Below are 19310 nucleotides of genomic sequence, written 5' to 3'. Positions count from 1 at the left end.
AATAAATAATAGTATAGCAAAATCAGCACTTGGGTGCAAAAAATTGTTAATCCCTGCCTTTATTTATTGCATTTTTTATAAAATATCCATGCAAACTCATGACAAGTGGCTAAAAAATGCTATAATTTGCGATATTTATTTTCATTGTTAATCAAGGGTATATCATGACAAACGCAACCATCTTGCAACACTTACCTGTCGGCAAAAAAGTTGGCATCGCTTTCTCTGGCGGTTTGGATACTTCTGCCGCCCTTTTGTGGATGAAACAAAAAGGTGCCGCCCCCTACGCCTATACTGCCAATTTGGGTCAGCCAGATGAAGATGATTACAATGCCATTCCAGCCAAAGCCACAGCATACGGTGCGGTAAAAGCACGGTTAATTGACTGTCGCCAACAACTTGCCCAAGAAGGTATTGCCGCCATTCAATGCGGTGCGTTTCATGTCAGCACAGGCGGTATGCCATATTTTAACACCACGCCTCTTGGTCGTGCGGTAACAGGCACGATGCTGGTATCGGCAATGCGTGAAGATGATGTCCACATTTGGGGCGATGGCTCAACCTACAAAGGCAATGACATTGAGCGATTCTATCGCTATGGCTTGCTCGCCAATCCTGAATTAAAAATCTACAAACCTTGGCTGGATCAGACCTTTATTGATGAATTGGGCGGTCGTGCCGAGATGAGTCAATTTTTGATTGACAATGGCTTTGATTATAAAATGAGCAAAGAAAAAGCCTACTCAACCGATTCTAATATGCTCGGTGCAACTCACGAAGCAAAAGATTTGGAGTATCTGGATGCCAGCCATAAAATCGTTGAGCCGATCATGGGCGTGCGTTATTGGGACGAATCGGTCGCAATTGCAGCCGAAACCGTCAGCCTAAGTTTTGAAGAAGGCATGCCTGTCGCCATCAATGGTGAGCGTTTTGATGATTTGGTGGCGTTGATTTTAAAGGCCAACGAAATCGGTGGTCGTCATGGACTTGGCATGACAGATCAAATCGAAAATCGCATCATTGAGGCAAAATCTCGAGGCATCTATGAAGCCCCCGGCATGGCACTGCTGCACATCTGCTATGAGCGATTGGTAACAGGCATTCATAATGAAGACACCATCGAGCAATATCGCATCAATGGCTTGCGTTTGGGTCGCTTGTTGTATCAAGGTCGCTGGTTTGACTCTCAAGCCCTAATGCTGCGTGAAACTTCTCAGCGTTGGGTGGCTCGTGCCATCACCGGTACGGTTACGCTTGAGTTGCGTCGTGGCAATGACTACAGTATTCTAAACACCGAATCACCAAACCTAACTTACGAAGCCGATCGTCTGTCTATGGAAAAAGTGGAAGATGCTGCCTTTACACCGCTTGATCGTATCGGTCAGCTTACCATGCGTAATCTTGACATTGCAGACACTCGCCAAAAACTTGGGCTGTATGCTCAATCAGGGCTGCTGGGACTTGGCGAAGGCAACACCGTGCCAAGACTTGAACAAAACAACAAATAAACCCATGCCACATTCCCAATCAACCGATTGGGAATTTTTTGTGCAAATTATTAAGTTTATACAAAAATAATAGCATACAACCCAAAATGACAATAATTGCACAAATCACTGACTGTGCGGTATTTAAGATTTTTGCAATAATGACAATTTATTAAAATTTTTTAAAGTATAAATTTATTTTAATGGTGGTTTAAGTTGAATAAATTTATAAATTTGGCTTTGCGGTAATTTTTAAAAATACAACGCTTAGGTCTGGTTTACACCCTCATTTATTATCATCATGCCAATCAAATCGGCACGGCAAAGGAGGGTATCAAGCCAACAAATCATCATCGGCACTTGACAAAGATGGCAATTGCTAGAATAATTAAGGGCTTGGCAATTGATTTATTTATCTTGGAACAAGTTTACTCATGACAACCACATTAACAATCATTCAGCCAGATGATTGGCATATTCATCTGCGTGATGGTGCTGCACTTGCCACCACAGTACCGCATGCGGCGACAAGCTTTAACCGTGTGATTTGTATGCCAAATCTTACACCCCCTGTCAAAACCGCCGCCCAAGCCATCTCTTATCGTGAACGCATTATGCAGGCTTTGGCAGACAGTGATGTTGATAAGGCACGCAAAGCAGCTTTTGATCCACGCATGGTGCTGTATCTGACCGATCATACAACCGCAAGTGATATTGACGATGCTGTCGCCACAGGCATTATCTCCGCTGTCAAGCTCTATCCTGCTGGTGCAACCACCAATTCAGCCGATGGGGTAACTGATATTCTGGCACGGGCAGAGGTTTTTGACGCCATGCAAAAACACGGACTGCCGCTGCTGGTACACGGTGAAATCACCCGCGAATCCATAGATATTTTTGATCGCGAAAAGCGTTTTTTGGACGAAGTGCTACAAAAAATCATCAGCACTTTTGCCGAGCTAAGAATTGTCATGGAGCATATCACAACCGCTGATGCAGCGGACTTTTGTCTGGCTCAGGGTAATCATATTGCTGCCACCATTACACCGCAGCATTTATTGTTTAATCGCAATCATCTGCTTGTTGGCGGTGTTAAGCCTCATTATTACTGCTTGCCTATTTTAAAGCGTGCCGTGCACCAAAAACGACTGCTGGAAGTTGCCACCAGTGGCAATCCGAAATTTTTCTTAGGCACAGATTCGGCACCACACGCCACCAGCACCAAAGAAGCCGCTTGCGGTTGTGCTGGTTGCTATACCGCCACGCACGCACTGCCGCTGTATGCAGCTGCTTTTGAGAGCGTAGACGCACTTGATAAGCTAGAGAACTTTGCCAGTGTTTATGGTGCCAAATTCTACGGCTTACCGATGAATACCAGCACCATCACCCTAATCAAAAAACCACAAACCATTGCGGCAAGCTATCCATATCTGGAGACTCAGACACTCACGCCACTGCTTGCAGGTGAAACAATTGCTTGGCAGGTTGCCCAATGAATGACACAGCCCCCCTTGGCATCGCCAATCGTTTTCGTGGATTTTTGCCTGTGGTTGTCGATGTCGAAACCGCAGGATTTAACGCCCAAACTGATGCCCTGCTTGAGATTGCTTGCGTGCCGATTTTGATGGACGAGACAGGCAAACTGTATCAAGGCGAGGTGCTAAATGCTCATATTGAACCATTTGCAGGGGCGAACCTTGAGCCTGCCGCCTTAAAATTCACAGGCATCAATCCAGACAGCCCCATTCGCAAAGCAATCAGCGAGGACGAAAAAACTGCCTTGCGCCGTATTTTTAAGGCACTAAAAGCCATCAAAAAACAACACGGTTGCCGTCAGTGTATTTTGGTGGGGCATAACGCACATTTTGATTTGGGCTTTTTAAATGCTGCCATTACACGCACCAACAGCAAAAACCACTCGCCCTTTCATGCCTTTAGCGTGCTGGATACCGCAAGTTTTGCCGCTTTGGCGTATGGGCATACGGTGCTGGCACGCAGCTGCATGATGGCAGGCATTGAATTTGACAACAGTCATGCACATTCGGCAGTCTACGACACCCAAAAAACTGCTGAATTATTTTGCCACATTGTCAATCACAGCACCCTATTGCCCATAGCAGACAATTTATCCGAACAAACCAACGATACCGCTGCCATGTAGCAGCACCAAGGAGACAACCATGCCATCTTTTGATGTTGTATCAGAATTACAGACCTTTGAGGTCAAGCACGCCGTACAAAATGCCGAAAAAGAAATCGCCACTCGCTTTGATTTTAAGGGCAGCGATATTCAAATTGAGCTGAACGAAAAAGCAAAAACCATCACCATCACCACTGATAATGACTTGCAGGCAGATAATGTGTATGCCATCTTAGAAAAGCAGCTCATCAAACGCAATGTGGATTTGCAGTCGCTTGACCCACAAGAAAAAACCCAATCAGGCAAACACATCAAGCAACTGATTAATCTAAAAGACGGTTTGGATGCTGACAGTGCCAAAAAGATTGCCAAAGCCCTCAAAGAATCTGATTTGAAGGTCGCCGCCAGCATTCAAGGCGACAAAGTGCGTGTTAGCGATAAGAAAAAAGACAATCTGCAACTTGCGATGGCATTATTAAAACAAAAACAGTTTGGCGTGCCGTTGCAATTTAATAATTTTAAAGACTAAAACGCCAAGCAGCAATGATATAAAAATTATTTAAATTCAATGACTTATAAGATTTTTGTTGATTTTTTTCTTTGGCTGCTTGACGATTTTTAAAAATTTGCTATAATAACGCCACTTTCGGTTAAACGGTGAAAGCGTCGAAAGTTGGTAAAGCAAGCAATTGACTTTACACACTGTGTCCCATTCGTCTAGAGGCCTAGGACACCGCCCTTTCACGGCGGTAACAGGGGTTCGAATCCCCTATGGGATGCCACTATTCCAGACACGCTCAAGTCATTGATTTGAGCGTGTTTTTATTTATTGATGATTGCTTGTCATAAATAGTGATAAAATTATCCGTCTGACTCAAGCCCACCCATTATACATAACTTTTTTGACGCAAAATAAAAGCCCTGATTTTCAGAGCTTTTATCACAGACCATTTTATAAAAATTTGGTCAGAAGCATAAATGAAATTGCACTGATACCTGCGGCAGCTGGCAAGGTGATAACCCACGCCAAGCCAATGGGTCGCATCAGTCGCCAGTTGGTATTTTTGTTCACCAAGCCAATGCCCAGTACCGCCCCAACCAAAATATGGGTACTTGATACAGGAATGCCCAGACTTGAGGCTCCCATCACCACCGCAGCGGCGGCAAGCTCGGCAGCAAACCCTGATGCTGGGTGCATTTCGGTCAGGTTGGTACCAACCGTCTGAATGACCTCTTTGCCAATAAACCACAGACCAACAATCAATGCCACGCCAAAAGTTACCATTACAGGGCCGGGTACACTCGCTTGTGCCTCAATGGCATTATTTTTGATGACATCCATGATGGCAACAAAGGGACCGACAGCGTTGGCAATGTCATTTGAACCATGGCTGAACGCAAATGCACACGCAGTAAATACCTGCATCCAGCTAAACATCACAAATGTTGCTTTGCCCAAATCTTCTTTGTGCTTGCCACGAATGGTCTTGGTATAGATAAATGCCGTCAGCCATACCATCGCACCCAGCATACCCATCACCAGCCCTGCTTGTAAGGTTGATAATGTCAGCCCTGTATTTGCCAAGCCCTTAAACACCACCATCGCAGTCATAATCACAGCACCCAAAGCCGCAATCAATGGTACCCATGTTTTTAGTGCTTTTAGGGTGTCAATATTTTCTCGCTTACGCTCCAAATCATACAATGAGCGGTAGTATTCGGTTTCCAAATCCTCACGCTGACAATCGCTGTCTTTGTAAACTTCCTGATCTCGCAGCATGGCATTGGTATATGGCAGTTTTTCCACCTCGCCCAATTTTTCAAAATACTCTTTTTGTTCACGCTTGAGATTTTTTTTCTGGGCTTTAATCGCCTTGACAACCACCTCAACCTTATCATTATACGCCAAGATATTTTTCTTGATAATGCTATAAAGCAGATAAGACAATGCACCGCCCAGCACAGGAGAGACTACCCAAGAGATGGCAATATCACGGATTTTTGACCATTTGACGGTCGAAAAAGCAAGCTCGGTACCACCAATACTAATCCCCAGTACGATTGAGCTGCCGACAATGCCGCCAATGATGGCGTGTGTGGTGGATACAGGCAGACCACGCTTGGTGGCGAATAATAACCAAAATGCCGCCGCAATCAATGCTGACAACATCAGGTAGATAAACTGACTCGGCGAAACACCCAGCTTGCCGATATCAACAATGCCACTGCGAATGGTGTCTGTTACCGCCGCACCTGCCAGCACCGCTCCTGAAACCTCAAAAATAGCTGCAATCGCCAGTGCTTGCGTAACGGTCAGAGTGCCTGCACCAACAGAAGTACCAAATGAGTTGGCAACATCATTACCACCAATGTTAAACGCCATAAAAATACCAAAAAAGCTGGCGACCATAAACAGCCCAACTTGTTGGTATAGCGTATAACCAAGTCCCCACTGAATAAAATAAATACTCATACCAATCAGTAGCAATGCAAAAAAAGCATTTGCCGCCATCGGTGTTGTTTGTTTTGTTGAATTTACCATAAATCCGCCAAAGTTTATAAAAAGCCAACTGTAATCATCAAACCCAAAACACAGCTGACATGATTGGTTTTGTGCCAATTATAAGTTGGCAATATGACAGTTTAATGACATTTTGCCACAGTTACAAAAGTTTTCTTGTGCGTGGCTAAAGGTAAGTTTTATTAATTAATTTTGCAACAGCCATTTAATCAGCAATATCAGCGTAACACAAAAAACATATCGCCCCACCCAAGCATTTTGGCGAAAGGCACGAAAACACGCCAGCCGCTCACGAGTGGCAATTGCGCGATACTGCCCAAAAAACATCAGCATCAGAGGTACCATCAGCCACAGCAACTGCAGCTTGCTGATAATGCCTGCAAAATACCGCCAAAATACCACGGTCATCAGCACCACAAACGCAGTATTTAATAGCACAATGATTAATACATCATGGCGACCAAACAAAATTGCCGTGGATTTGACGCCAATTTTTTCGTCATCATCGCGATCGCACATGGCATAGGCGGTATCATACGCCACCGTCCAGCACATATATGCAATAAACAGCAGCCAAGTATTAGCATCTGTATGTCCTTGCACTGCCACATAGGCCATCGGTATCGCCCAGCCAAAAGCCGCCGCCAGCACCAATTGTGGCAGATTACTAAAGCGTTTTACAAAAGGATAAACAAATGCCAACAGCACCGCCACCAACGCCCAATAAAAAACCGCCACTGGCAAAAATACCAGCAAACAAGCCGCCAGCAATGACAAAGCAACAAAAGTATATACTGCCGTTTTTGCCGCCAGTCGCCCATCAGCCAATGGTCTGCCTAGCGTTCGCTTGACCTTGCCATCAACCTTACGATCGGCAAAATCATTGATGGCACAGCCTGCAGCACGCATCAGCACCGCCCCCAAGGCAAAAATCAGCACAATCTTAACATCAGGCACCCTACCAATACCAACAAATGCCAAAATCACCGCCCACAGCGTCGGATATAACAACAGCTCCGTGCCAACAGGCTTGTCAAAGCGAATCAGCTGCAACCACGCTACACATTTCTCTTGCAGGCTCATCGGCAGCTTGGTATGGTGATTTTTCATACTATTTACCAGCAGCCAACAGATACAGTTGCATTGCCTGCTGTAGGCTTAGCTCAGGGTACTGCTGACGGATTTGCTTAATTGCTTGGATTTTTGGCAGATGCAATTGTGCTTTGGCAAAAGGCAGCCATTCGTCTTTTTTTAGAGCAAATAAGCTATCTTCAAGTTTACGAATGCGTTTTTTGTAGCTAAAATTTTGCAATAAAATCAATAAAGTTACGACAAGATATGCCCAGATAATCCAATTATTCATTAATCACCTTTTTTATGTTTTCAATAAACTTATCATATCAGCACCCATCGCCCCATCAGCAGCATGATGATTCATATCTATCAAAGCGGATTGCTGCATTTTGTACGCTTTGGGTTGGCGTTCGCCCTGCCAAATACGGTGCATGGATTGGGCGTTTGACAATCAAGCGACCCGTTGCCGACAACTGCTGCATGGCACGACAAAATAGCACTTCTTCATCATCGACTGTCGGCGGTTTTGCCAAATCATGCAGAAGCTGCATTTGCTTGCCGACTTTTGCTTTGTAGCTGCCTTTTGGGAACATGGGGTCAAGATACACGCAATCATACTCACCCGATAGCTGTGTGCTGTCTTGGTGAATGATTTGAATGCGACCAAGTAGCCCTTGCCAATTTTGTACCGCCAGCATCAGATGATATTCATAAAGAAGCAGCAACGCCATCACAGGGTGTGATTCGCACAAAGTAGTCCGTGCCGCCGCACTTGCCAATAGCAAACCATCATGCCCAAAACCTGCCGTGCCATCAAGCACGCTCATCTGCTGTGTTATCTTGCACGCTTGTAGCAGCAATTCTGATTTGCGTCCAGCACTGACAATGCGATGCGTCAATGACTGCCAATTGAGCGATGATTTGACAACCTCGCCATCAGCACTTTTAATCAGCATTGGTGTATTTTTGATAATGGCAAGAAAAGGCGTGTTATAATTTTCATAATATCTTGATAATATTTTATCATTAATCTTAATATTATCAACCCTCTCAACGCCCAACTGCAATCCCAGTGCGTGCTTATCATTCAACTGCCACAATGTATCAATGGCAGCACAATGCTCGTTGGTAATAATAGGTATCAACACGGTCGTATCTTCTAAGCAGCTTCTCAGCTTTGAATTTGATAATTAAAGCCAAAAAACGCAATCAGCACCACCACGCCCGTCAAGATACGCAAATAAGCAAAAATCATAAAATCTTTGCGACTGACCCACGATACCATCAGGCGAATACACAGCAAAGCAACCACAAAAGACACCGCCGTTCCCAAACCCAGCACCACCCAATCACTGGTACTGGTCAAGCTGTCTTTGTATTTTAACAAGTCAATCAAAGCCGCCCCGATGATTACAGGAATACCCAAAAAGAACGAAAACTCTGTTGCCGCCTTACGAGATGCACCAAGTAACAATGCACCAATGATGGTAGCACCAGAGCGAGAAGTGCCGGGTATCAATGCCAAACATTGACACAAGCCGATTGCCAATGCAGTCTTAAAGCTGATATTTTCTGCTTCGGCTGCACGAACGATGCGAGGGTTTTTTTCTGCATAGATGATAATCAACGCCCCGATAATCAGCATGGCCGCCACCACCAACGGATGAAACAATGTCTTGGTGATAAAATCAGCCGCCAAAAACCCCACCAACATCACAGGAATGGTTGCGATTATCAGCGATATGCCAAGCTGTCTGGGATTGGCAAGCCCTTCGGCACGCCCAGTAAGCAGTCCCATAAAAGCATGCCACAGCCTACCCCAGTAGTCATAAATTACCGCCAAAATCGCACCCAGCTGAATAAATACGATGAACAAATTACGCAAATCACCCTGCAAAAAATTCATCAAATCAGCTGACAAAATCAAATAGCCAGTGCTTGAGATGGGCAAAAATTCTGCCACACCTTCAACGATGCCCATAATAATGGTTTTGATGAGTAATACAATATCCATAAACACCTTTTATTGCTCGCACTGGCTTATGCCATCATGCTGTGATTGCCGCAAAAAACTACACTTTGCCCTGCTCGGTTAGTGTTTTCCAAGCATTGTCCCGAAGATAAACAGGCAGGGCTTGTGCAGCAGTGGTTGCACCACCTTGTTGATAAATACCAACAGCTTGGCGAGCGATATCTACCGCAGTTGGGTGAATGCTGACACGCTGTGCATCAGCACGCACCAACTCGCCACCATCGCCAACAATGACATCAGCCGCTATCTGTTCGCCATAATCCAATAAATACTCGTTGCCATGCGGGTTGTTATCCTCGTTTATGGCATTGATTTTGCCATCTTGGATAATAAATTGTCCAGCATAGAGCTGATTTTGTCGTGCATCAATCAGTGCCACAATGCGACTGCCGTCAGCATAACTTGCTGCTTGTTGTGCCGTATCGGCAAGCACGGCAAGGCTTGAAACACCAACGCATGGCAACTGTGCTGCCACAGACAATGCCTGCACCACCGCTGTGTTAATGCGAATACCGCTAAACGCCCCCGGCCCACGATTAAATGCCAAGCAATCAATCGCTGGCAAAGATAAACCTGTGGCAGAAAGTGCAGCCTCTGTCATCGGCAAAATCACCTCTGTCTGCCCACGATCTGTTGGCAGTGTCTGTTGGTACAACACCTGCTCATCATCACAAATTGCCACAGAACACTGCCCAAAGACCGTGTCAAATGCCATAAAAATCGCCATAATTTCCGCCAATTACTCGCACAACGACAAATCAAAATACAGATTTATTAACTTATTCTGATAATACTTAGAATCGTTTTTTAAAATTTGGCGGCATTTGCCCTTGTAGCTGCTGCATTTTTTGTTGCATTTCTTCCATACTTGGCAAATTGTTTGGGTCTAGCCCCATTTGCTGCATTGACTGTTGCATCTGTGCCATATCGGTCGCTGTGGCATCTTTGTTACCAAATAATGGGCCGCCTGACATACCTTTTGCCAAGCCCTGCACCGCTTTCATCATTTTGCTGATACCATCAGGGCGACTGATCATTTTCATCATTTTTGCCATCTGCTTGTGCTGCTTGAGCAGACGATTGACATCTTGAATCTGCTTGCCAGAGCCTGCAGCAATGCGGCGTTTGCGGCTTGGGGTGATTTTGTCAGGATTTTGCCGCTCAAACGGAGTCATTGAATGAATCAGTGCCTCCATTTCCTTAACCTTCTCTTCAGGCTTCGCCTCTTGCATGGCTTTTTGGATATCCGCGCCGCCAAGCCCCGGCATTTTGTCCAAAAATCCTGCCATGCCGCCCAAATTTTTCATTTGCTGAAATTGGTTTAACAAATCCTCAAGGTCAAATTCTCCACCTTTTTGGATTTTTTTCGCCATTTTTTCGGCTTGTTCGCGGTCAATTTTTTGCTCAACTTCCTCAACCAAACTTAGCACATCACCCATGCCAAGGATTCGCTGGGCAATGCGTTCAGGGTGGAACAGCTCCAAAGCGTCTAGCTTCTCGCCACGACCCAAAAATTTAATCGGCTTGCCTGTGATTGCACGCACCGACAACGCCGCACCGCCACGAGCATCGCCGTCAGTTTTGGTCAAAATTACCCCTGTCAAAGGCAAAGCATCATTGAACGCCTTGGCGGTATTTGCCGCATCTTGACCTGTCATACTATCAACCACAAATAAGGTCTCAACAGGCTCTACCGCTGCTGTCAATGCCTTAATCTCTGCCATCATCTCATCATCGATGTGCAGGCGACCTGCCGTATCAATAATCAAAATATCCTGATATTGTAGCCTCGCCTGTTCAATGGCACGGCGAGCGATATCAAGCGGATTTTCATCACTTTGCGATGGTACAAAACTCGCTCCGACCTGCACCGCCACTTGCTCCAACTGCTTGATTGCTGCAGGACGATAAATATCAGCCGATACTAACATCACCTTTTTGTTATGCTTATCTTGCAAAAACTTCGCCAACTTACCCGCCGTGGTTGTTTTACCCGCTCCTTGTAGACCTGCTAACAGGTATACCATCGGTGGCTTGGCTGTCATTTCAAGGCTCTGATTGGCACTGCCCATCATTTCGCTTAGCTCATCATAGACGATTTTGACAAATGCCTGACCAGGTGCCAATTCTTTTAGCACTTGCTGCCCCAAAGCCTCTTGCTTAACCTTTGCCACAAAATCTCGTGCAACTGGCAAGGCAACATCCGCCTCAAGCAGTGCCATACGCACCTCACGCAAGGTATCTTTGATATTATCCTCGGTCAGCTGCCCTGTGCCTGCGATATTACGAAGGCTGGTCGAAAGTCGTTCGGTTAAAGTGTCAAACATAATTTTTCCATGATAATAAGTTTGATGATTTGTCAAATTGATTGCGGTTTTTGAGATAATTGACAAAAACTTATCGCATTTGACAAAACTTGGCTACAAATACCTGCTATTTTATGCTAAATTAGGCAAATATTCCAATTTAATTGCATGATTGCTGACAAAAATCTTTATTTTAACCATAACTGGTTATTAATTGAGTTATTTTATCATGTTGCTTGCTGTTCTTGCCATCATTTCACAACCAAAGGGGCGATTGTGCTGCTGATTTTTTTACTGTGTCTTGGTATTTATACAGGTGTTGGCTTATATTTGGCTCATGCACTGATTCAGGACACGCCGATTCACCAAGGCATACTGGGACTGCTTGTCGTTGCCATTTTGTTACATGGCTATGTGCTGTATCCAGAGATTATCACGCTTTATGGGCTAAATTTTAACCTGTTTAATACGCTTAGCCTGACTGGCTTATTCTTTGTGCTGTTTTATGTGTTATTTGCTTTATATCGTCCGATTTTAAGCCTTGGGATTTTGGCAGTGCCTGCTGCGTTGGCGGGGGTGAGTTTGGGTTATTTTGGCAAAGTTGCCTATGAGCCTTTGACCAATTTATCCACCAGTTTGCAGGTGCATATTTTGTTATCATTTGCCGCTTACTGCGTGCTTTTGATGGCGGCAGTACAGGGTTTGTTGCTGCGTTTGCAAATCCGCGAACTAAAACATCAAAGCATTCACCGTTTTTGGGTAAGTCGCCTGCCTTCATTACAGAGCATGGAAAGTTTGCTGTTTGATATGGTGCTGACAGGTTTTGTTATTCTAAGCATTGCTTTAGGGCTGGGCTTTGTGGCGACTTATGATATTTTAAATCAGCATTTGGCACACAAGCTGTCATTTAGCATTGCCAGCTGGCTGGTTTTTGGCGTGTTGATTTTTGGGCATTATCGCTATGGCTGGCGTGGCAAGCGTGCGGCGAATTTTGCCATGTACGGCTTTGTCTTGCTGGCGGTTGGTTTTATTGGCTCAAAGGCGGTCATTGAATTTTTACTTAACTAAGCAAGGCTCTTTAAATTCCAAAAATCCACCCCATTTAACCGATAACTTTGCCAGTTTTGGCACTCACAAACAGCTAGGAATATTTATGCAAGACAACAATACCGCCGTGCCAACACGCACCGAAATCCAAAATCCAGAACTGTGGCATTTTCCGATGGACTATCCAATGAGCATTATCGGTCATGAGGGTCATCATGAAGATTTGCTTAATGAAGTCAAACTGATTCTAGCAGAGATTTTCCCCAGCTTTGACCATGCAACCATTCAAGTCCGCCCCTCTCGTACGGGCAGATTTCACTCGCTACGAGTCAATCTGCACTTGCAATCTGCCGATGAGGTCAATCGCTTATACACCGCTTTGGACAAAGCAAAAACCGTGCGTACCGTTGTTTAAAATCAAGCCAAGGCCGTGTTTATGCGGTCTTTTTTACCATTATGAATGTCTTTAAAACCCACCTCGTTCAACAAAGCCAAACGCCAGCTTTACCACCCAAGCCCAAAGATGCACTGCGTATTTTGCACACTTCAGATTGGCATTTGGGCAAATTATTATACAATCAGCCCCGTTATCATGAATTTGCCAATTTTTTAGATTGGCTACAAGATTCCTTGGCGGAGTTCGAGGTTGATGTTCTGATTGTTGCTGGTGATATTTTTGACACCATGACCCCAAGCAATCGTGCCGAGCATCTGTATCATCAGTTTTTGGCAACTGCCTTTAAAAGACACATTAAGCATATAATTATTGTCGCTGGTAATCACGATTCACCGACCAGCCTACAAAAAACCAAAGAAGTCTTGGGTGTGTTAAATACCCATGTTGTTGGCAGTATCAGTCAAAACATGGCGGACGATATCATCACTCTGTACGATGATGACACGCCGCTTGCCATTGTGATGACAGTTCCTTATCTTAGGGATCGTGATGTGCGTGGCAGCATCGACCCTGAGCAAGTCGAACATCATGATAAATTACTCCTATCTGCGGTCGCTGATTATTATCATTCATTAGCAAAACTTGCCAAAAAAAGACAAGATGAATTAAAAAAAACTTATCAAATATCCGTACCAATCATCGCCACAGGTCATCTGTATGTCGCAGGTGCATCAGTCTCATCGGCTGATGATGGCATGAGAGATATTCAGATTGGCACATTGGGACAAATCAGTGCTAGCATCTTTGACGATACAATAGACTATGTGGCACTTGGACATATTCACGCCGCCCAAAAAGTTGGCAAGCAGGAGCGTATCCGCTATTGTGGCTCGCCGATTGCGATGGGTTTTGGTGAAATTGGTCGACAAAAACAAGTTTTAATTATTGACATACATAAAGAAAATAATGATAAAAAACAACTATCTATAAACAGCTTGCCCGTGCCAATTTTTCAGGGACTTGCCAAAATTGCAGGTGATATGACCTTTATCCAAGACTGTCTTGATAAGCTAAAAGCCACCCAGCAAGAGGTTTGGCTGGAGATAGAATATACAGGCGAAACATTAATCGGCAACCTAAAGCAACAAATTGATACCCTGCTTGATGATAGCAAACTGGTTGCCATCAGCATAAAAAATAAAGCACGCCACCAAGGCAGCTTACAAGCAGCAGTATGGATTGATAACCCAAAAAATCTCGATGAAATGGATATTTTTCTTAAGCGACTTAATAAAGAAAAAATAACAAATGAAGACAAAGAACAGTTAATTTTAGCTTATCAAAGTTTACTAAAATCATTACACGAACAAGACGGAAATGCTTGACACTGGTGGTTATTGATGAAAATTTTAAAATTAATTTTTGAGAATATCAACTCAATAAAAGGCAAATGGCAAATCGATTTTGAAGATGAAGCCTTCAACAACCATGCTTTATTTGCCATCACAGGGCCGACAGGTGCTGGCAAAACCACCATCTTGGACGCAATCTGCCTTGCTCTATATGGCGAAACCCCTCGCCTGAATATCTCAGCAAACCAAAATGAACTGATGAGCATCGGTACTGCCACAGCCTCAAGCACGGTAATTTTTCGTGCCAATGGCAAAATCTACCAAGCCAGCTGGTCGCAGCGTCGTGCCAAACAAAAAAGCGATGGCAAGCTGCAAAATATCCATCGTGAAATCAGTGAGTTAAGCCACAGTCAAGACAACAAGGGCAAAATTTTAGAAGAAAGAGCAAGTCTGGTTGGCAAAAAAATTGAACAGATTTTGGGCATGAATAAAATGCAATTCACCCGCTCTGTCATGCTGGTACAAGGAGAGTTTGCTGCATTTTTGCAATCCGATGCCAGTGAACGAGGGCAGATTCTTGAGCAAATCACTGGCACTCAAATCTATGCCAAAATCAGTCAAGCCGCCTTTGAAAAACACAAACAGCAAGTAAATATTTTAAAAAATCTACAAGAAAAACTTGGCGATATTGATATTTTGAGCGAAGAAGAGTATCAAAAGCTCAGTAACGCCCTGCAAGAAAATCAGCAAAATAAAAGCAAACTTGAGGCAGAATTAAGCAAGCTAAGCGATTCGTTAAAACTTGCCGAAGAATATGACAATTTACAAAATCAAGTGGTGGTTTATAAAGATAAAGTTAATAAAATTCAGCAAGAGCTTGAGGAATTCTCCCCCAATCAATTAAGGCTCAACCTTGCCAAAAAAGTTAAGGAATATACGCCAATCTATCAAGCATTGCAAGAATACCAGCAAGCGTGCGAGCAAAAAAATGCTGAACTTAGCACGCTTAATAATCAACTAAAAAACTTGCAAGAAAATCTAAATAAAAATCAGCAAGATTACCAAAACAGCCAGCAACAGCTTGCACAGCTAATGGCAGCATACGAACAAGCCAAACCCATGCTGGCACAGGCTCGCTCACTGGATAAAGAGATAATAGCACTACAGCACGAGCAAGCCAGCCAACAAAAAATCTTAACAGATTATCAATATCAGCAAACAAATATTGACGACCAATTGCAGCAAGCACTGGCAGAGCAAGCCCAACTGACAGAAAAAACACAAGATATCAAGCAGCAAATTAACCAACTGCAATCAGAAAATTTATCAGAAAAATTAAATACTTACAATCAATATCTCTCTCAATACACCACTTTAATTAATACCCTACAACACACGCATACGCAGCAGCTCATTGATCGCAAAAAACTGCAAGAAAATCTAACCAAGTTAAATCAATTACGCAGCGATTATCAAAGAACCAAGCAAGCAAAGCTAGGTCAGCTTGAACAAAGCCAACAAACAAAAACAAAAATCATTAATTTACTAAAACTTAATGATAATGACTACACAGATGGCAAGCTGCGTCAAATATTCACAGAAAAACAAGAAGAGCTTAAAACAAGCACTCACAAGCTATACCTGCTTGAGCAAATTTATCAGCTGTATCAACAGCAAGCAAGCATACAAGATGAAATCAATCAAGCCAGGCTGGAACAAACAAGACTAAAGCAAAAGGAGCAAGAGATTGCCAATGCTTTGGCTGCAAGCAAGGAAAAATTAAAAAAATCCAAAGAGTTATGGCAGATGAGCCAAGCAAATTTTGACCTTTGCAAGCAAATTCTGGCAATGAAAAAGCAGCTTGAACAACTAAAGCAAGGGGATCGTTGCCCTTTGTGCGGTAGCACCGATCACCCTTACAAATCACAGCCAGAGCATGTTAATGACTTAAAAGCCGAAGTTGCCGAGCAGCAATTACACGCACACACCAGAGAATTTGAGGAAATCAGCACGCTGCATGACGAACAATCTCAAGAGCTGCACAGCATCACAATCCACCTAGAAAATAATTATAATAAATTAGAAAATCTAATCAATAAACTAACAACAAGCACCCAAGAAAGTAATAAAATCTGGGAGAAAATTCATCAGCAATTTACAACAAAACATCAGGTGGACAAAGATGGTATTGAGCGACTACTTGAACAGACAAGCAATGACATCAAACAAACCGAATTGATGCTCAATAAGGCAAAAATGCACTTTGATGAACTCTATGAACAAAATAACGAACTGACAAAACTGCTGACAAATCTGGCAAATATTCAGCAAAATGGTGAAACGCTTAAGCAAGATACTGATATGCTGCTTAAGCAAACCAATCAAAACCACTTTGAGCTTAGCAATAACACAATGCCGAGCTTGTTGCAACTTGTGCAACAAATTTGGCAATTTCACCACGAACATCGGGCAGAAAAAAACGATTCCACCGAGCCGCTACAAGCACTAAAGATACATCTAAATGACATCACGCCTAAGGATTTGCCAGTTGATATCGATACAATATCACCCAATCAGCCGCTGTCTGATATCATTAGTCTGCCTTCGGATATTGATAATTATTTATTAAGTAAAACGAAACAATATTTTGAAAACACCCATGCCAAACTTAATGCCAAGCTCGTAGATTCCGAAACATTAAATCAACTACTAAACCAACAAAAAAATAAGCTAAGTTATCTAAATGCTAAGATAAAAACACTAGAAAATCAATTAGCTGTAAGCAAATCAACTTATGACAAACATCAATTGCTTGTTAATTCTACCGCCCAGAATCTAACTGTGCTTATTGAGCAGCGAAAGCAATTATTAAATGCTCAAAATGCTGACAAGGTGGACGATGAGTATCAATCAAAAATTAACAATAAACGCAGCGAAAAAGAGCAGATTTTACAAAAGCTACATCACGATACCGCAAACTTGCAGGCAAATCAGGCGTACATCAGCAGCAACGAAAAGGCACTGACAGACCTTGGTACAAAACTTCATGACACCAAGCAGCGATTTGCTGAAGCATTAAATCAGCTGCAGCTGACTGACGAGAATGCGTTTTTGGCAGCGAAATTACCCGATACAGAGTTACTATCATTACAAAACTATTCAGAAAATCTGCACAATCAATTAAATCAAGCGGAGATATTTTTGGCAGATAACACAGAAAAGCTATCAACAATCAAACAGGATTATCCGCATATTGATAAATTAAGCATTAACGATATTCAAGAAAAACTACAAGAAATTCAACAGCATCTTGCCATTACCAACCAGCAAATCGGCACGCTGCTTGCAAGCCAAGAACTGGAAAATAAAAACCGAAATCAACAACAAGATTTATTATTAAAGATTAACAATCAGCAACAAGAAAACAGTATTTGGGAAAAATTAGATCTGCTGATTGGCTCAGCCGATGGCAAGAAATATCGCAATTTTGTACAAGGGCTGACGCTTGATATGGTGCTGCACCATGCCAATATTGTCTTGAGCAAAATGACCGATCGCTATCTACTTAGTTTTGACGGCGACCATAGTAAGTCATTGGAAATTCTGGTGATTGACAAACATCAAGGCGATGCGGTGCGTAGCAGCAAAAACCTCTCTGGTGGCGAAAGTTTTGTTATCTCGCTGGCGTTGGCACTGGGTCTGGCACAAATAAATAGCCAAAATGTACAAATTGAATCGCTGTTTTTGGACGAAGGATTTGGTACGCTGGACGAGGCAGCACTTGATTTGGCACTAAATACCTTGTTTGAGCTGCAACAAAGTGGCAAAAGTATCGGTATCATTAGCCATGTTGCCAGCCTAAAAGAACGCATTGATACCGAAATTACCGTAGAAAAACAGGCAGGTGGTAACAGCACGCTCTCTGGTGCTGGCGTTTGTAGATTGTGATAAGCGGCGGGCAAAGTCAGGCAGTGCCTATCAATCAATCTATGCCCACCCAAGCACTCTTAAGACCGCCATACCCACCGCCATGCCAATCATGCCAAAAACGGTGGTAAAACCCAAAATATTCGCCGCCAACACATCGTTACCGCCCATTGCTTTTGCCATGACATAGCTTGCTGCCGCTGCAGGGCTTGCCACCATCAAAAACAGCACGCCCATTTGCATTGGCGATAAAGCAAATAGCCAACCAATCAGCACCGCCATCAAAGGAGCGATAACAATTCGCCCAAGACTTGCCTGCATCGACAACCCCGATGGGCTGAGCATCGATTTCATATCCAAAGTCGCCCCTGCACAAATCAACGCCAATGGCAATGCCACCGCCCCAAGCAGGTTGCCTGTTTTTTGGATAAATTCTGGCAAAGCTGGCAGAGCAAGCCCCTTATAAACAAACGCAGCAACCAAAGCGATGATTAAAGGATTTTTGGCGATGGTTATGGCGATATTTTTTATTTGCACCATCAGACCGCCTGTGGTTTTTTTGGTGCGTGATAGCGTAATCACCGCCAGCACATTATACAAAATGGTAATCACGCCCATATAAACCGCACCAATGCCAAGCCCTGTTTTGCCATAAGCATTGGCAACGGTTGCCAGACTAATGATTGCCATGTTGGAGCGAAATACGCCCTGCACAAACACCCCTTTATCAGCAATATTTGGCACGAAGCATTTGGCGTACAATTCTGCCAAAATAAACAACAGCAAAGTGCTAATCGTCCCTGCGGTTAATAGCACCGATTGGCTGGCAATTTGTGCCTCACTGCCAATGACGCTAAAAAACAGCAAACAAGGCAAACAGTAATTAAAGACAAGGTTTGAGGCTGTCTCAACAAAGCCATCGCTGACCTGCATTCGTCTTTGCATAAAAAATCCCAAAGCCATTAATAACAAGTTTGGCATGGTGATTGATACAGCAAAGATGACGGCCGCCAACATAACAATACCT

16 protein-coding genes and 1 tRNA gene are annotated in these 19310 nt (G+C 43.5%); 9 read left to right on the top strand and 8 right to left on the bottom strand.

Going from position 1 to position 19310, the window contains the following annotated elements; genetic code table 11:
• The first annotated feature begins 161 nt into the window (after positions 1-161).
• The 5 genes from argG to EL162_RS05090 all read left to right on the top strand — a co-directional run bounded on the left by argG (position 162) and on the right by EL162_RS05090 (position 4409).
• Positions 162-1508 (top strand): argininosuccinate synthase, encoded by a 1347-nt coding sequence (gene argG, locus EL162_RS05110; protein WP_126330568.1) that lies wholly within the window; start codon positions 162-164, stop codon positions 1506-1508.
• Positions 1509-1921: 413 nt separating this feature from the next.
• Entirely contained in the window at positions 1922-2983 is a 1062-nt protein-coding gene (gene pyrC / locus EL162_RS05105) for a dihydroorotase (RefSeq protein WP_126330566.1), read from the top strand.
• Entirely contained in the window at positions 2980-3648 is a 669-nt protein-coding gene (rnt, locus tag EL162_RS05100) for a ribonuclease T (RefSeq protein WP_076554342.1), read from the top strand. Before pyrC ends, rnt begins: the two co-directional genes overlap by 4 nt.
• Before the next feature lie 19 nt (positions 3649-3667).
• The gene (locus tag EL162_RS05095) at positions 3668-4156 is read left to right on the top strand and encodes a YajQ family cyclic di-GMP-binding protein (RefSeq protein ID WP_126330564.1); all 489 of its coding nucleotides are present in this window, start codon (positions 3668-3670) and stop codon (positions 4154-4156) included.
• A 177-nt stretch (positions 4157-4333) separates the two neighbouring features.
• Positions 4334-4409, top strand: a tRNA-Glu gene (locus EL162_RS05090).
• Between the two features lie 170 nt (positions 4410-4579).
• Here EL162_RS05090 and EL162_RS05085 read toward each other — a convergent pair.
• The 7 genes from EL162_RS05085 to ffh form a co-directional block, all read right to left on the bottom strand.
• Entirely contained in the window at positions 4580-6169 is a 1590-nt protein-coding gene (locus EL162_RS05085) for an inorganic phosphate transporter (protein WP_126330562.1), read from the bottom strand.
• Between the two features lie 165 nt (positions 6170-6334).
• On the bottom strand, positions 6335-7258 hold the full coding sequence (ubiA, locus tag EL162_RS05080) for a 4-hydroxybenzoate octaprenyltransferase (protein ID WP_126330560.1): 924 nt from the start codon (positions 7256-7258) through the stop codon (positions 6335-6337).
• A gap of 1 nt (position 7259) precedes the next feature.
• The gene (locus EL162_RS05075; RefSeq protein ID WP_076554339.1) at positions 7260-7511 is read right to left on the bottom strand and encodes a hypothetical protein; all 252 of its coding nucleotides are present in this window, start codon (positions 7509-7511) and stop codon (positions 7260-7262) included.
• Between the two features lie 55 nt (positions 7512-7566).
• Positions 7567-8370: a class I SAM-dependent methyltransferase gene (locus tag EL162_RS05070; RefSeq protein WP_227543440.1), complete on the bottom strand. Its 804-nt coding sequence runs from the start codon at positions 8368-8370 to the stop codon at positions 7567-7569.
• A gap of 23 nt (positions 8371-8393) precedes the next feature.
• Complete coding sequence (locus EL162_RS05065; protein ID WP_126330558.1) at positions 8394-9236, bottom strand: undecaprenyl-diphosphate phosphatase; 843 nt, start codon at positions 9234-9236, stop codon at positions 8394-8396.
• A gap of 58 nt (positions 9237-9294) precedes the next feature.
• Positions 9295-9969 carry a tRNA (adenosine(37)-N6)-threonylcarbamoyltransferase complex dimerization subunit type 1 TsaB gene (gene tsaB, locus EL162_RS05060; protein ID WP_227543439.1) on the bottom strand — a complete coding sequence of 225 codons (675 nt, stop codon included), beginning with the start codon at positions 9967-9969 and terminating at the stop codon, positions 9295-9297.
• Positions 9970-10048: 79 nt separating this feature from the next.
• On the bottom strand, positions 10049-11581 hold the full coding sequence (gene ffh, locus EL162_RS05055; protein ID WP_076554335.1) for a signal recognition particle protein: 1533 nt from the start codon (positions 11579-11581) through the stop codon (positions 10049-10051).
• Between the two features lie 255 nt (positions 11582-11836).
• On the opposite strand from ffh, the gene EL162_RS05050 reads away from it, so the two are divergent.
• The 4 genes from EL162_RS05050 to EL162_RS05035 all read left to right on the top strand — a co-directional run bounded on the left by EL162_RS05050 (position 11837) and on the right by EL162_RS05035 (position 18304).
• Positions 11837-12628, top strand: coding sequence for a cytochrome C assembly family protein (locus tag EL162_RS05050; protein ID WP_076554486.1), 792 nt, complete (start codon positions 11837-11839; stop codon positions 12626-12628).
• 85 nt (positions 12629-12713) lie between these two features.
• The gene (locus EL162_RS05045) at positions 12714-13022 is read left to right on the top strand and encodes a YbeD family protein (RefSeq protein ID WP_076554334.1); all 309 of its coding nucleotides are present in this window, start codon (positions 12714-12716) and stop codon (positions 13020-13022) included.
• A 41-nt stretch (positions 13023-13063) separates the two neighbouring features.
• Positions 13064-14389 carry an exonuclease SbcCD subunit D C-terminal domain-containing protein gene (locus tag EL162_RS05040; RefSeq protein WP_126330553.1) on the top strand — a complete coding sequence of 442 codons (1326 nt, stop codon included), beginning with the start codon at positions 13064-13066 and terminating at the stop codon, positions 14387-14389.
• Between the two features lie 15 nt (positions 14390-14404).
• On the top strand, positions 14405-18304 hold the full coding sequence (locus EL162_RS05035) for an AAA family ATPase (RefSeq protein ID WP_126330551.1): 3900 nt from the start codon (positions 14405-14407) through the stop codon (positions 18302-18304).
• Positions 18305-18343: 39 nt separating this feature from the next.
• Here EL162_RS05035 and EL162_RS05030 read toward each other — a convergent pair whose 3' ends face one another.
• On the bottom strand, positions 18344-19300 hold the full coding sequence (locus EL162_RS05030; RefSeq protein WP_126330550.1) for an AEC family transporter: 957 nt from the start codon (positions 19298-19300) through the stop codon (positions 18344-18346).
• Positions 19301-19310 lie beyond the last annotated feature (10 nt).

The organism is Moraxella cuniculi (assembly GCF_900637105.1).
GTDB lineage: Bacteria > Pseudomonadota > Gammaproteobacteria > Pseudomonadales > Moraxellaceae > Moraxella > Moraxella cuniculi.
This window is presented reverse-complemented; position numbering and strand designations above follow the sequence as displayed.